The following is a 14,883-nucleotide window of genomic DNA, read 5'->3' as shown; positions in this document are numbered from 1 at the left end:
GGAAAATCCGGGACGTTTTTGTTTTAAAAGAATCGGTTCTGAAGAAAATAGCATCCCAATATGAACACGAACGTAAAAGTTGCAGTTATATAAAATGAAATTTTTATTGGAGTCTGTATTGGTGAAAAGCATGAATTTAAAAACTGATCAGTCTTTACATTGAAAGTTCTGATGAAATTTTGGATAGATTCAATCCGTACGGCAATAACAGTGTGCCCTCGCCCGATATATTCGCTGACCATCAGTTTATCTTCCTGAAGTTTTAGTTGCGAAACTGCAAATGTCAACGCTTTATCTGAACCTTTCATTAAAAAACGACCGGCAACTGGAACTTTTCCAAAATGCTTGGTTAAGCTTGGAACTATCACAGCAGAAATAACACCTTGAAAAATCATTGCCGCCGGATTTTTCACATTGTTGATATTAGAATTAATCGTCGTAAAATCATTGCAGATATTAAGCGTATGATCTAGAGCGGAGTTTATGATATATTTTAGATCAGCTTTTAGATTTTTCAACAGCATTATCAAACCAAAAAATATACCTACCGTTATAAATAACATTGATCCAAGTATTCCGTATAATATATATCCAAAAAGGTTGAAAGTAAAAAGCCAGAATCCTGTCAAGAATAACAGAAGACAAAAAATTACTGGTTTTTAGATGCGTTGTAAAGAATATTTTTGGATGTTTATTAATTCTACAATTTTGTTTATTGCTTCATTATCACTGTATTGTGTGAAGTCAACCCCAATTTCGTTGTTAATGTTTTGCAAAATCAATCTTGATTTTTCGGCATACTTTTTCATAGTTTTTAAGTTTTTTTAGTTAAAGAGAATGGAAAACAAGATACATATATTTTGTAGTAATTATTTACGGTTTTCCATAACAAAATTATTTTAAGTGGATTTAATAATCGTAAAAATCTATTTTCGTGTAAGTCAGTAATTACAAAAAAAATATAACTTTGTTTTTTATTTTAATATCATGAGCGTATCAGGCGAAAATATTCTCGCACACAAATTTGGCTTTCTCGGTGACAGCTTCCTTCAGGAAATAGAAGATGCCGGTGTCAAAACTTTCATAAAGTCCAAATGCGAAGTGATCTCTGAAAACGATAAAATCAAAAATATTTTTTTTCTCCTCAGCGGATCGCTCAAAGTGTATACTCTGAATGACGGACGAGAACTGATTTACTATTATCTAAAACCTTCAGAAAGTTGTCTCATGACTTTCTCTGCAATTTTCAAAAACTACACAAGCCGCGTAAACATTGTTGCTGAAGAAGATTCTGAGATTTTAGTAATTCCTGTAGGGGTAGTTCAAAGTATGCTTGTACGTTATCCTGAGCTTTCGCGATTATTCTTTGTGGAATATGACCGCCGTTTTTCTGATCTGATGAATACCATCAACGATGCGGTTTTTCACAAACTGGATAAAAGAATTTTCAATTATATTTCTCAGCAGATCGACGCAACAGGTCTAAATCCCATTAAAATTACACACCGCGAAATCGCCGCCAAGCTCGGAACTTCCCGCGAAGTAGTCAGCCGTATTTTAAAAAAAATGGAAAATGAAGGCGATGTTTTTCAAAGTAGATCCGGCATTAGTATTTTACAGGGTGATGTAACAGAAATTATTACAATAAAATAGTGGTATGCGTGACTTTTGTCACCAAGTTTTAGATACGTGAGTGCCTAATTTTGTCAGAAATATTTATACCACTTTAATGACAAAAACGCTCCTCTTTTTGTCGGTTTTTTTCTCAGTTTTTACCTTCGCGCAGGATGATCTTCTGAAAGATATCGACACCATTTCTACTCCTGATAAAATTGAAGCTCCCGCTTTTAAAGCATTACAGATCGTAACCGGACAAAGCACAAAACTTGCCGCTAAAAATGACTGGTATTTTGTCGTGGCACACCGTTTCGGCGATGTGAGCAGAGGTTTCAAAACATTTTTCGGTCTTGATGATGCTTCGACAAAACTCGGCGCTGTCTATGGTTTGACGGATGCCATTTCATTAAGTATTGCCCGCGAAACCAATCTTAAAACATGGGAACTTGCCGGGAAATACAAACTGCTGCATCAAAGCGATTCTTTTCCCGTGGATGTTGTCGGCTATAATGTAATTGCCGCGAATACAGATTTAAGCAAAGACAATTATCCGTTTTTAAAATTTAATGACAGGCTTTCCTATTTATCGCAGGCGTTGATTTCGAGAAGATTTAATGATAAATTTTCTTTGCAGCTTTCGCCATCGTACGTTCATAAAAACCTTTACGAACCTTCTATTGAAGACAGTAATCAGTTTTTGGCAGGAATTGGCGGACGGTATAAGATTTCGAAAAGAATTTCCATCAACGCTGAATATTTTGTGAATTTTGATAACCACAGTTTTTACAGAAATCCGCTTTCATTAGGAATGGATATCGAAACCGGCGGGCACGTTTTCCAGCTGCTTTTTACCAATTCCCAACTAAATTCCGACATCGGATATCTCACCAATGCGACCGGAAAATGGGAAAAAGGACAGATCTTTTTTGGGTTTAATCTTTACAGAGTATTTTAAATGAAAAAAACAGTACTGATAATGATTTTGGCAACGCTCGCCATCTCATGTGAAAGCCGCACCTACGAAGAAATCTCAGATAACAGGCAGATAACGGAAACGGTAAAATATACTGCAGACGTGAAACCGATCATGGATGCCAACTGTCTGAGCTGCCACGGAGCAACGACTTTCAAACCATACACCAATTATGCGCAGGTGAAAGCCAATATCGATATCATTTTAGAACGCATACAGAGACCAACCGGCGATCCGCAAAAGATGCCGCAGGGAAGTTCACTTTCTCAAACGCAGATCAACACGATTTTAAAATGGAAAGCAGACGGACTTCAGGAAAATTAAAATAATCTTATGAAAAAAATCTTAATACTCTCAGCGGTCATTTTTTCGTGCGGAATTTTATCTGCCCAGAAATACAGTTCAAAAACAGGAAAGGTAACTTTTGAAGCTTCGCTGCCGATGTTTGAAGATGTGTACGCGCAGGATGATAACAATCTAGCGATTTTCAATGCAGACAATGGCGATTTTGCGTCGGTTTCTATGGTGAAAAACTTTCATTTTAAAACAAAACTGATGGAAGAGCATTTTAACGAAAGCTACGCCGAGACCGAAAAATATCCGAAGTCAACCTTTAAAGGAAAACTTTTAAATTTTGATAAAAGCAAACTCACGGCAACACCGCAGAAATTTACGATGCAGGGCGTTTTGAATTTCCATGGGGTTGATCAGAATGTTTCTTCAGCTGCGACGGTTTATCTTAAAGACGGAAAAGTTTTTATGCAGGGAAATTTTGTTGCAAAATCAGCTGATTTTAAAGTGAAAATTCCGAAAATGGTGATGAAAAAAGTGGCCGAGACGGTGAACGTACAGTATAATTATGCACTTTTAAAACAATGAAAAATCTGATTCTCATTTTCGGAATATTATTTTCCGGATTATACGCCGCGCAGTCTAAGGAAAAATCTGTTTTTGACATCGCAAGAAGCGGAACGGTTGCCGAGCTTCAGACTTTAATGAAGAAAAATCCCAACGTCATCAACGAAACCAACGACAACGGTTTTACGCCACTCATACTCGCAAGTTACCGCGGGAACAAAGAAGTCGCAGCTTTTCTGATCGACAATGTAAAAGATGTCAATTATAAAAGTCAGGAAGGAACGGCACTGGCCGGACTTTCGATGCACTACAACAGAGATCTTGTGGAACATTTGCTGAAGAAAAATGCTGATCCCAACATTGCTGACAGCAGCGGAACGACACCGCTTTTCTGGGCAGTGAAAAACGGCAACAGAGAACTGGTAGAACTTCTCCTGAAAAACAAAGCCGACAAAACATTGAAAGACAATATGGGCGTGACGCCTTTTGAGTACGCTCTGAAATCTGAAAACAAAGAAATAATTAACCTTTTAAAAAATTGAATATGAAAAAAATTCTACTATCATTAAGTTTACTCATTGCAGGTATCGCATCTGCACAATTCACGACGGGAACCGTAAATCTCGGAAGCACCGGAATGACCGTAAAACTTGATACCACACCTTCTCAGGTGACAATTACACTTACGGGATCTGATACAACGTATCTTGGAATTGGTTTTGGCCAGTCTGGAATGGCAAACGGTTCTGATGGATTTATTTACAATGTTGCGAGTACCAGAGATTACTCATTCAGTGGCATTGGAAATACACCGACTGCTGATGCAGCGCAAGACTGGACAGAAGTTTCTAATAACGTAGCTTCAGGCATCCGTACCATTGTTGCGACAAGATCACTGACTGGCGGTGCCGGAGATTTTGCCATCCCAAATTCTGCGTCTACACTCAATATTTTCTTCGCAAAAGGATCATCAACTTCACTTACATATCATGGCGGAAACAGAGGTTACGCGACATTGACGCGCAGTGCATCTCTAGGGACAACTGAAACCGTAAAAGAAAATGCGGGCATTGTTTTGTATCCGAATCCGGCGAAGGAAAGCGTGACTTTCAAAAATGTTGAAAAGGTAAAATCGGTGGTTATATACGATGCGACCGGCAGAAAAATCAATAATCTTGTTTTGGAAGGTTCCAAAATAAACGTTGCTTCACTTCCTGCAGGAACGTATTATCTTGAGGTTTCTCTGAAAGACGGTTCTCAGCTTACTGAGAAGCTGATTAAAGAATAATTTTAAAGTTATTAAATAATGAAAGCCACTGAAAAGTGGCTTTTTTTTATGTTTTGGATAATAGAGAACAGATAAGTTCAGAAAAAATTATGGTTATGCGACAGGATTTGCAGGCGGATTTCCGGGTTTTCTTCTGGCAAGAACCGTATCCGCAAAATATGTTCTGCCGTTATTGATTACCGTCAGGATGTCTTTGTAGTAGTTTCCGCTCTTCACAGCAGCGAGCGCGGCGACATAATTAATCATCTGGTCGTAATCTGCTGCCATGTTTTTTCTGAGAAGTTTTACATTCACAGCATCTTTCTGTGAAGTTTTATACGAACGCTGCGAAAACAGTTCGTTGAACTCTGTATTCGCGTTCTTCAGTCGACTCACAAATTTGCCTATTCCCAGTTCAGTTACGTGACCTGTGTAATCTGCAGACTCAAGACGGTCGGCGAGCGTATTCAGCTTATTGGTTTCGGCTTCCAGAGAATCGTCTTCAGCATCTTTATACTCTGAGATGAGAAGCGAAAGTGCCTGATAAGCGCCCGCTTCTTCGGTATCGTTGGTTTTGCGGTACGGCTTCAGAGCATTGCGCAGATTTTGCAGTGCATCATCGCGCACCTCATCCAGTTTCGCAATATCTTTCGATTCTTCACTGGCCTGCACCTGGTTTTGCGCACTGTTAAATGTCGGAATCTGATCCTGCAAAGCATCAAACATTGTTTTAAAATCGGCATCGGTGGTCGCATTCAGGCCGGCTTTAGAAAAATCTTCAAAGAAGCGAACGATCAGCTGCCCGAATTCTGCGTGGTGAAGCCGGGAAACATTCAGTGTAGTAAGATTGTTTTTCATCATTTATTGTTTTAAAATTATACTAAAACACACAGTTTATCAGATATTACATTCGGAAACTGAGTTTCCGGAGCCAACTTTTTTTCGATGGAGCAGGATTTCGGGGATTTGAGGCAAACCTGTTTAGGATATTGCCGGATCCTCAGTTTCCGGGGCAAACCACTTTAGGATGGAGCAAAATCCCGCGGATTTGGGACAAACCTTTTTTAGTTTATGCAAAATACGCGGTATCTAAGTCTAACCCCATTTTCTCAGCCGGAAACCCGGTATCTGGCCGGTTTATTTTCTTTTGGTTTGAATCAAAATTAAATAAAATATTGATAGGTTGATTGGGTTTGGGTGGAAATTTTGTTTATATATTGATGGATGTGTATAATAAGTATATTTGTTATAAATATTTACCGGTAAGATATTGTTGGTTAAGTTTGTTTCTTTTTTGTATTAAAATGAAATAGTATTTAATTTCCTGTTAAGTTGTGTAATTTTAAATTTCGAATAAAGATAATTGTTATGTTAGATTTCTATTTAATTAAAGATGAACAACAAAAACCGAAATACCCTAGATAACTCGAGCTAAAATTTGTTGGAAGTCTTGATGACAGCGCATTTTATAATTTACTTAGGAAAGATGTAGTTGATAAGAGATATGACTATTACTCTAATTTCAGATGGGGAAGTGTTGAAATAAAAAATATGCGTCAAAATATTTTAGGTAAACAAATGCTGAATGATGATGATGTAAAAAAGCTGACTCAGCTGTTAAATGCTGCCGAACAGCAGCAAAGTGGATTGATAGCGTATGGAGATTGATTATATATTGTGATCTTCAATATATAAAACAAAGAAAAAGGCTGCTCAAAAGAGCAGCCATTTTCATGTATATCAAAAAAAATTTTATGAAAGAGACTTCATATCAATCACAAAACGGTAACGCACATCGCTTTTCAGCATACGCTCATACGCTTCGTTGATATCCTGCATTTTGATCATTTCGATATCTGAAACGATGTTGTGTTCGCCACAGAAATCCAGCATTTCCTGAGTTTCAGCTATGCCACCGATCATAGAACCGGCAACCGAACGGCGTCCCGTAATCATAGGCGGAGTAGAAAGTGCATCTTCCATTTTCCCGATAAACCCGACCAAAACATTGGTGCCGTTTACATTCAGCGTCGCCATATAAGGGTTCACGTCGTGATCATAAGGAACCGTGTCGATGATGAGGTCAAATTTCCCAGCAACCGATTTCATCTGCTCTTCATCGGTAGAAATAACCACCGCATCAGCACCCAGTTTTTTGGCATCTTCCGTTTTGTCCGGTGAGCGCGAAAACAAAGTCACGTCAGCACCAAGACCTTTTGCCAGTTTGATCGCCATGTGACCGAGACCGCCCAATCCGACAACGGCCACTTTAGAATCTTTGGTCACGTTCCAGTGTCTCAGCGGCGACCAGGTCGTAATTCCTGCACATAAAAGTGGAGCCACGGCAGCCAGATCGAGGTTTTCAGGAATTTTCAAAACAAAATCTTCGCTTACCACCACTTTCTGAGAATATCCACCGAAAGTATGACCGCCCAAAAATTCGTCTTTTCCGTTATAGGTTTGAATGGAGCCGTTCAGACAGTACTGTTCAAGATCCTGTTTGCAGCTTTCGCACGTTCCGCAGCTGTCTACCAGGCAGCCAACGCCCGCAAGATCGCCTTCTTTAAATTTGGTAACGCTGCTTCCAACTTTGGTTATTTTCCCGATAATTTCATGTCCGGGAACGGCAGGATATTTACTTCCGCCCCAGTCATTACGTGCAGTGTGCAGATCAGAATGGCAAACGCCACAATAGTGGATTTCGATTTCCACATCGTTTGGCTGCACTTCCCGGCGTTCTATATTCATTTCTTTAAGATCGGCTTCCTTCGATTCTGTACCGAAAGCCTTCACAGTAGTTGTGTTCATTTTTGATTTTTTAAACTGCGTCATGGTATGCAAAAATCGTGACATCACGTTTTTCTGTCTTAAATAATTTTTTATCCTTAATTTTAATATGAAGTTCGGTTTTAAAACCTGTGGAAATCTCAATTTAATTTAAATTTCATCTTAAAAAATTGAAAACGGAAGTCAAAACAAATACTGGTATTATTAAATTACAATCCGGAAACGATATTCTTTCGGCAAAAAATATCCGCTACGCGACGTCTGAAAGATTTCAGAAACCGGAGGCGATGCCGCATTCAGAATCCTATCTGAATCTTCCGGAAAAAACGCAGGTTTGTCCCCAGGCGATCAGTCCGCTTTTAGAAAAAATGATTGGGAAGATCGATCCTGAAATTTTTGAAGTGAATGAATCACCCCAGTTTCTGTCAGTTTACTGTCCTGAAAATATGAATATGGAAAAGAAAATCCCTGTCATAGTTTGGATTCATGGCGGATCTTACGAACTCGGCTGCGGAGATCTTTCCACTGCCGATCCTACCGTTTTTGTGAAAGAGCAAAAGGTGATCTTCGTAACGGTTTCCTACCGCGTCGGACTTTTTGGGTTTCTCGGCGGCACAGAAAACCGGCCGGCCAACCTCGGACTTTTAGATATCACCGAAGCGCTGCGTTGGATTAAAAATAATATTAAATTCTTTGGAGGTGACGAAGAAAGCATTACGCTTTTCGGGCAGTCTTCCGGTGGCGACGCAGTAGCGCATCTGATGATTTCGGAGGGTACGGAGAATCTTTTCCGGCGGGTAATTATTCAAAGTGCACCTTTGGGACTGGGTTTTAAGAGGCAGAAAATGTCAGCCGAAATGCTTCGTCCCACACAAAATTTTAAAAATGAAGATTCTTACGATGCGATGATTGAATTATACCGGAAAAACATTCCACCGGTGTATAAATTTGGTCTGAAAGCTTTGATGCCTTTTGGTGTGCAGTATGGTTTTCTGCCGCTCTGTAAGGAAGAAGAAACCCAAAAAAAATGGCAGGAAGCTGCGAGAAAATTTGATGTTCTGATTGGTTTAAATGATAAAGAAACTTCGTTTTATCTGCGCTCAACAGATTCGAAACAGAATTATTTGAAGAAAACATTTTTAGAAAAAGCCATCCGCAGTACAACTGAACGAATTTACGGAAATCCGGCAAAACAATTTGCTGAAAATCTCGCTTTGGCTGGCGGCAATGTTTATCTGTACCGTATTTTTTCAAAATTTCAAAATGCACCTTTTGCTGCTGCTCATGCCATCGACTTGCCACTTGTTTTTGGAAACGAATCAGCCTGGAAAGACGCTGAAATTCTCCATAATATCCCTTGGGAATACATCGAAAGGCACGGTAAAAAAATAAGAACGCTCTGGGCAGCGTTTGCTCAGAGCGGTTCTTTGGATGAAAATTTATCAGTTCCTGAAATTCTTTACGTAAAAGAGATGTAAAACTATTCCGGGAGCCAGACGCTTACATTTCCTGCCGGCACCGGGAAAGTTCCCCAGCCGTTTTCATCAACCGTGACTTTCTCTTCAAAGTGGTGAAGTGCATCGTAGAAAGTTCGTCCTTTATAGCGAACGCCCATTTCCATTGGTTTGTGATAAGCTTCTTTATTACTCATAACGACCGCGCAGCCTTCGTGTTCTTCATCGCCTTCACGCGTCCAGCCGAGACAGTTGGCATCTTCAAAATAATCTCTCTGCGTGCCGTATGCATGATCTTTTCTGGCTTTGAGAAGTTCTTCAATGCCTTCCACTTTATTTAAAAATATTTCCTGATCATTTCCTTCTTTGTCTTTATCCACATAATGCGCGCCGTACAGATCGGGATAAAAAACACAAGGGTAACCGTCTACACGAAGCAGAATAAGTGCATACGCCAAAGGTTTAAACCAGATTTCTACGGGCGCTTCAAGATCCTGAAGCGGCTGCGTATCGTGGTTTGCAACAAGGCTTACGGAATGCAGCGGATTAGCTTTGGTTAAAGTCTGTTCAAAAATCTGTCTTAAATCGTACCCATCACCAAGTTTGGAGGCGGTGCAGAAATTATTCTGAAGCGAGCTGTCGAAAAGACTCATGCAGCCTTCGGTCGCATCAATGTATCGCTGTAAAAGACTTAGCTGGCCAGGCGCCCAATATTCACCAACAGCAAAAATGTTTTTCCCGGAATTAGCACGCAACATGGTGAGCCATTCTTTATAAAACTCAAATGAAATATGTTTTAAGGCATCTAATCGTACACCGTCAAAATCGGTAAGCTGCTGATACCATTCTGCCCATTTATTCAGTTCTTCGCGTACAAAAGGATTCCGGTGCTCTACATCATTAAACATGAGATAATCGTAATTTCCTTTTTCATCATCGATCATTTTTTCCCAGTCATTTCCCCACTCCGACTGTATTTTGTAGATCGCAGTGTCTTGACCTTCCGCATAATCTACACCGCTGAAACACGTAAAATTCCATTCAAATTCTGAATATTTTTTCTTCCGCCCTGGAAATGTAAATTTGGTGTAGGATTCAATTTCCATTACATCAGAAATTACTTTCTCGCGGTTGTTTTCGTCAACTTTTACCACTTTGAATTTCTCCAGTTCATCGCCGCCTGCTTTGTGTCCGAGCACAATGTCTACGATCACCTGAATGTTTTTAGATTTCAAAGCTTTTATCGCCTTAAGATATTCGTCTTTGGTTCCGTATTTCGTGGGAATACCGCCTTTCTGATCAAATTCGCCAAGATCATAAATGTCATATGCGTCGTAACCGACAGACACAGCGCCGCTGTTGCTTTTATATGCTGGCGGAAACCAGGCTGCTGTGATTCCCAGATCGGCTAAATATTGTGACTGCTCATTGGCGTGGTTCCATAGTTTTCCTTCTCCTTCTGTGTACCAGTGGAAATACTGAATCATTGTTGGGTTCATATCGTAAATTGGTTTAGTGTCTTGCTTAAAGCTTACTCAAAATCCTCAAAAGGTATTTTCAGCTGTACCGAGATCTGTTTCTTCTCATCGGTGTTAAGATGCGACAACGAAATGCCCAATAATCGTACCGCTTTGTCGTATGGGCGCGATTCCCAGAGTTTTTTTGATGTTTTAAAATACTCTTCGGCAGCGGTAAAATACTCTTCCTGAGTGAAGCTGCGAGTGTAGAGAGAAAAGTCTTTGTATTTTATTTTTAAAGTAAGCGATCTTCCGAGAATATTGTTTTTCTGAAGCCGCTGCTGCAGTTCTTCGCTAAGGCTGCTGAGTTTCTCGTAGATCTGCTGCTCTTCAAGAAGGTCTTCAGAAAAAGTACGTTCTACCGCCACACTTTTCTGAATTCTGTTAGGCTTCACTTCGCTTCGGTGAATCCCGCGCACCACATCGTAGTAATAACTTCCGGATTTCCCGAACAATCTTACTAAGTCTTCAAGGGAGCGTTTTTTCAGATCTTTTCCTTTAAAAATGCCAAGCGTAAACATTTTATTGGCAGTTACTTTTCCGACGCCGTAAAATTTTTCTACCGGAAGATTTTCCAGAAATTCTTCGATCTTATCGGGATGAATGGTTTTCTGTCCGTTGGGTTTGTTAATGTCGGAAGCCACTTTGGCTAAGAATTTATTTACCGAAATCCCGGCGGAAGCGGTCAGACCTGTTTTCTCAAAAATCTTCTGCCGTATTTCTCTCGCGAGATCATTGGCTGAGGTGATGTTTTTTTTGTTCTCTGTGACGTCGAGATACGCCTCATCCAGCGAAAGCGGCTCTACGAGATCGGTGTATTCGTAAAAAATCTCACGTATCTGCTTTGAAATTTCTTTGTACCGCGCAAATCTCGGCGAAACAAAAATAAGATGCGGACATTTCTGGCGCGCTGTTTTGCTGGGCATCGCCGACCGCACGCCGTATTTCCGGGCTTCATAACTTGCTGCGGCCACTACGCCACGCTCGCCACCGCCCACGGCCAGAGCTTTTCCGCGAAGTTCGGGATTGTCGTGCTGCTCCACAGAGGCATAGAAAGCATCCATGTCGATGTGTATAATCTTGCGGCTGCGCGTCTCAGAATCCATTAGGTAAAGATAAGGATTCATTTTCTGAGTGCCGGAAGTGGTGATGAAAAGATATTTTGGGAACTGTACGCTTCGCAAAACTAACTGTGCGTGTCGCAAAGTCATCTGGACGCTTCGCAAAACCAACTGGACGCTTCGCAAAACCAACTGGACGCTTCGCAAAGTCATCTGTACGCTTCGCAAAACCAACTGTACGCCTCGCAAAACCAACTGGAAGCTTCGCAAAGTCATCTGTACGTGTCGCAAAACGTATGCCTCGCAAAGTCATCTGTACGCTTCGCAAAGTCATCTGTATGCTTCGCAAAGTCATCTGTACGCTTCGCAAAACCATCTGTACGCTTCGCAAAGTCATCTGTACGTGTCGCAAAACCAACTGTACGCTTCGCAAAGTGATCTGTATGCTTCGCAAAGTGATCTGTACGCTTCGCAAAACCATCTGTACACCTCGCAAAACCAACTGGAAACCTCGCAAAGTCATCTGTACGTATCGGGTAACCAACTGTACGTCTCGCAAAGCCAACTGTACGCCTCGGGTAATGAATGAACTGTACGTATCGGAATGATGAAAGATACAGTCAGATCAAAGCCAATAAAAAAGCAGTACCGGATGATACTGCCTGATTTTGTTTCAGATAAAACTATTTTAAAAGATCAATTGTCTTCTGGATTTCCGGGTCTTCCGGCGAAATAGAGTAGTAGAGTGCAATCTGTGAATCTGGGCTGATGACCATGTACCTCGGAATCCAGTTGAGCTCGATGTAGTTGTTGAAATCGTTTTTCCAGCCGGTAGAAAACCAGTAATTTTCCTTTTCCTTCATTTCCCAGCGTGCAAGACTTTTTTCAAAACCTTCCGGTGAACGCTCCAGCGACAGATACACAAAATCGACATCGGGATTATTTGCTTCGAGTTCTTTAGCTTTCGGCAAAGCTTTCAGACAGTCTTTGCACCAGCCGGCCCAGAAATCGAGCACGACTGTTTTGCCTTTGTGTGCAGCCAGAATTTCTTTTACGGTAATGCTTTTTCCATCCTTATCCTGGAGTTTCTGCGAAAGTGCGCTTTGTGTAAATGCTTTCTTATCAACAGCAGGTTTTTTCTGTGAACAGCCCAGTGTGAAAACCGCGAGCAGCAATACGGTGAATATATTTTTCATATCTAAGTAATTATTGTTTTTAAAGGTTGTATGAAATCCGTTTTATCTACATCAAAACTGACCTTCACAAAACATCAAGATTTAATTCCCTTTAAAATTCAGATGCAAATCTAAAGAAGAGTTTGCAAAATACCATATTATAAAGATTGATTTTATCTTCTTCAGCCATAAAAAAAGTCTGCTGAATTGGCAGCAGACTTTGATTTATTTGTTTTTCGTGATGTAGTCTATAATGATTTTGTTGAAATCTTCCTTTCGGTCGATGACGACATTAATCGGCCAATAGTACATGATCTGGCGGAGACTGTCGTAGGTTTTGAGCCGTACATAATCTTTCTCGGTGGTAAGAATGATTCTGTACTCGCCGAGTTTGTTGTATTCGGTAAGGATTTCTTTAATATCAGCTTCCGAGAAATTGTGATGATCACGGTATTTCAGATGTTTTACGCGCTTTGAAAATCTTCCGAGATGACTGAGCAGAGGTTTCGGGTTGGCAATTCCGGTAATGAGCAGAATATCGTAATAATTCAGATTGTTATCGGGCAGCATTTTTTCTTTAGAATAGACATTCTCGTCATAGCCAATCGAAGAAAAAAATACTTTCTGCGATGGCGACGGTTTGATTCTGGAGATGTAATACTGTTTCTTTTCTTCAGTCAGTTCATCCGGACATTTGCTTACCATAATAACGTCAGCACGCTGTGCACCGTTTCTTGATTCGCGAAGATCGCCCGCCGGGAGCAGATAATCTTTAAAATAAGGATCATTGTAATCGGTCATCAGAATGGTAAAGCCAGGATGAATCGCGCGGTGCTGCATGGCATCATCTAAAATAAGCACATCAAGATCCATATCCTCAATCACCTTTTTGGCTCCGGGCACTCTTTCTTCGGAAACTGCGATTACAAAACGGTTTTTAAAACGCTCAAAAAGCTGCATCGCCTCGTCGCCGACCGTTTTATAATTGCTTTCGTAATTGGTAACGTCATATCCTTTCGTGAGTCTGCCGTAGCCGCGGGACAGTACGCCGGTTCTGTATTTTTTAGAAAGAAACTTCGCGAGGTACATCACCATCGGCGATTTTCCGCTTCCGCCCACAGAAAGATTGCCCACATTAATGACAGGCGTACTGAATTTTGTAGATTTAAAAATCCTCAGATCATACAGCGTATTGCGAGCCGAAGTCACAAAGCGATAACCCAAAGAAAAAGGATAGAGATACCATCTTTTCATACGGTGGCAAAAATAAGGAATTTTGAAGTGAGAATCAGGATAAAAACAGCTGAGTTTTCTGTGATAAATTTCATTTTAAAGAAGTTTATTATCATTAATTTACCTTACTTTTGCTGCATAGATTTCGGTGCGGTTCTGCACGTGAAGTTTTCATCACCACACTTTTATTTTACCTCTGTTTTGAGATATTTCGTACAGTTTTCGTACCACGGAAAAAACTATTTTGGCTATCAGATTCAGCCTAAAGAAATCTCTGTGCAACAGGAACTCGAGCGTGCACTTTCTATCATTTTGAGAAGCGAAATCAAAACAACAGCAGCGGGACGCACCGATACCGGCGTTCATGCCAAAAAAATGTTTGCGCATTTTGATGTTGATTCTCCTTTAAATGAGCATCTCGTTCATCAGCTGAACAGCTTTTTGCCGGCTGATATTGCGGTGCAGAAGATTTTTAAAGTACGCGATGATTTTCATGCGCGTTTTGATGCGACGTTCCGTACTTATGAATATTTTATTTCATTAGAAAAGAATCCTTTTACACAGGATTCTGCGTGGCAGCTTTGGCGGAGAAAAATCGACGTGGAAAAAATGAACGAAGCCTGTAAAATTTTATTCGGGTATGAAGATTTTACCAGCTTCGCGAAACTGCACACCGACAACAAAACCAATTTCTGCAAAATGTACAGAGCAGAATGGGAACAGACGGGCAGCGAACTGAAATTTACCGTCTCTGCAAACCGCTTTCTCAGAAATATGGTGCGTGCAATCGTTGGAACGATGGTTGATATTGGTGCAGGAAAAATTCAACCGAATGAACTCCGAAAAATAATTGAAGATAAAAACCGCAATGCCGCCGGAACCTCTGCGCCCGCGCAAGGCCTGTTTCTTGTAGACGTTGGCTACGACTTTTAAAATATATA

Annotated in this window: 16 protein-coding genes; 9 read left to right on the top strand and 7 right to left on the bottom strand. The window is 40.5% G+C overall.

Translation table 11 applies throughout. From position 1 onward, the window contains the following. Window positions 1-23: 23 nt before the first annotated feature. Entirely contained in the window at window positions 24-563 is a 540-nt protein-coding gene (locus ASG01_RS07815; protein WP_131725340.1) for a hypothetical protein, read from the bottom strand. Window positions 564-987: 424 nt separating this feature from the next. Here ASG01_RS07815 and ASG01_RS07810 point away from each other — a divergent pair, with 424 nt between their 5' ends. The 6 genes from ASG01_RS07810 (at window position 988) to ASG01_RS07785 (ending at window position 4,736) form a co-directional block, all read left to right on the top strand. After that, window positions 988-1,653, top strand: coding sequence for a Crp/Fnr family transcriptional regulator (locus tag ASG01_RS07810; RefSeq protein ID WP_055862440.1), 666 nt, complete (start codon window positions 988-990; stop codon window positions 1,651-1,653). A 76-nt stretch (window positions 1,654-1,729) separates the two neighbouring features. Beyond that, entirely contained in the window at window positions 1,730-2,572 is an 843-nt protein-coding gene (locus ASG01_RS07805) for a DUF5777 family beta-barrel protein (protein ID WP_055862438.1), read from the top strand. Then, on the top strand, window positions 2,573-2,914 hold the full coding sequence (locus ASG01_RS07800; RefSeq protein WP_238584526.1) for a hypothetical protein: 342 nt from the start codon (window positions 2,573-2,575) through the stop codon (window positions 2,912-2,914). A 9-nt stretch (window positions 2,915-2,923) separates the two neighbouring features. Next, window positions 2,924-3,469: a YceI family protein gene (locus tag ASG01_RS07795; protein ID WP_055862436.1), complete on the top strand. Its 546-nt coding sequence runs from the start codon at window positions 2,924-2,926 to the stop codon at window positions 3,467-3,469. Next, window positions 3,466-3,990, top strand: a complete 525-nt coding sequence (locus ASG01_RS07790) for an ankyrin repeat domain-containing protein (protein WP_055862433.1) — start codon at window positions 3,466-3,468, stop codon at window positions 3,988-3,990. Before ASG01_RS07795 ends, ASG01_RS07790 begins: the two co-directional genes overlap by 4 nt. 2 nt (window positions 3,991-3,992) lie before the next feature. Further along, window positions 3,993-4,736, top strand: coding sequence for a T9SS type A sorting domain-containing protein (locus ASG01_RS07785; protein ID WP_055862432.1), 744 nt, complete (start codon window positions 3,993-3,995; stop codon window positions 4,734-4,736). A 93-nt stretch (window positions 4,737-4,829) separates the two neighbouring features. Here ASG01_RS07785 and ASG01_RS07780 read toward each other — a convergent pair whose 3' ends face one another. Together ASG01_RS07780 and ASG01_RS07770 are read right to left on the bottom strand one after the other, a co-directional pair. Beyond that, a complete protein-coding gene (locus tag ASG01_RS07780) occupies window positions 4,830-5,576 on the bottom strand; it encodes a DUF6261 family protein (RefSeq protein ID WP_055862429.1) in 747 nt (248 codons plus the stop codon). Between the two features lie 891 nt (window positions 5,577-6,467). Beyond that, complete coding sequence (locus ASG01_RS07770) at window positions 6,468-7,523, bottom strand: NAD(P)-dependent alcohol dehydrogenase (RefSeq protein WP_082498331.1); 1,056 nt, start codon at window positions 7,521-7,523, stop codon at window positions 6,468-6,470. A gap of 149 nt (window positions 7,524-7,672) precedes the next feature. On the opposite strand from ASG01_RS07770, the gene ASG01_RS07765 reads away from it, so the two are divergent. Next, entirely contained in the window at window positions 7,673-8,980 is a 1,308-nt protein-coding gene (locus tag ASG01_RS07765) for a carboxylesterase family protein (RefSeq protein ID WP_055862425.1), read from the top strand. Window positions 8,981-8,982: 2 nt separating this feature from the next. On the opposite strand, the gene ASG01_RS07760 is transcribed toward ASG01_RS07765, so the two are convergent. Then, a complete protein-coding gene (locus ASG01_RS07760; RefSeq protein ID WP_055862423.1) occupies window positions 8,983-10,455 on the bottom strand; it encodes an alpha-amylase in 1,473 nt (490 codons plus the stop codon). A 32-nt stretch (window positions 10,456-10,487) separates the two neighbouring features. Next, a complete protein-coding gene (gene dinB, locus ASG01_RS07755) occupies window positions 10,488-11,579 on the bottom strand; it encodes a DNA polymerase IV (RefSeq protein ID WP_055862422.1) in 1,092 nt (363 codons plus the stop codon). Between the two features lie 43 nt (window positions 11,580-11,622). Between dinB and ASG01_RS15895 the strand changes: the two genes are divergently transcribed. Then, complete coding sequence (locus ASG01_RS15895; RefSeq protein WP_131725339.1) at window positions 11,623-12,123, top strand: hypothetical protein; 501 nt, start codon at window positions 11,623-11,625, stop codon at window positions 12,121-12,123. 94 nt (window positions 12,124-12,217) lie between these two features. Here the strand turns inward: ASG01_RS15895 and ASG01_RS07745 are convergent, their stop codons facing one another. Together ASG01_RS07745 and lpxK are read right to left on the bottom strand one after the other, a co-directional pair. Further along, window positions 12,218-12,730 carry a TlpA family protein disulfide reductase gene (locus ASG01_RS07745; RefSeq protein WP_055862418.1) on the bottom strand — a complete coding sequence of 171 codons (513 nt, stop codon included), beginning with the start codon at window positions 12,728-12,730 and terminating at the stop codon, window positions 12,218-12,220. A 204-nt stretch (window positions 12,731-12,934) separates the two neighbouring features. Then, window positions 12,935-13,963, bottom strand: a complete 1,029-nt coding sequence (lpxK, locus tag ASG01_RS07740) for a tetraacyldisaccharide 4'-kinase (protein WP_055862415.1) — start codon at window positions 13,961-13,963, stop codon at window positions 12,935-12,937. A 180-nt stretch (window positions 13,964-14,143) separates the two neighbouring features. Here lpxK and truA point away from each other — a divergent pair, with 180 nt between their 5' ends. Further along, the gene (truA, locus tag ASG01_RS07735; RefSeq protein ID WP_055862885.1) at window positions 14,144-14,875 is read left to right on the top strand and encodes a tRNA pseudouridine(38-40) synthase TruA; all 732 of its coding nucleotides are present in this window, start codon (window positions 14,144-14,146) and stop codon (window positions 14,873-14,875) included. Window positions 14,876-14,883: the final 8 nt, after the last annotated feature.

The sequence above is a fragment of the Chryseobacterium sp. Leaf180 genome, assembly GCF_001424585.1.
Classification (GTDB): domain Bacteria; phylum Bacteroidota; class Bacteroidia; order Flavobacteriales; family Weeksellaceae; genus Chryseobacterium.
This window is presented reverse-complemented; position numbering and strand designations above follow the sequence as displayed.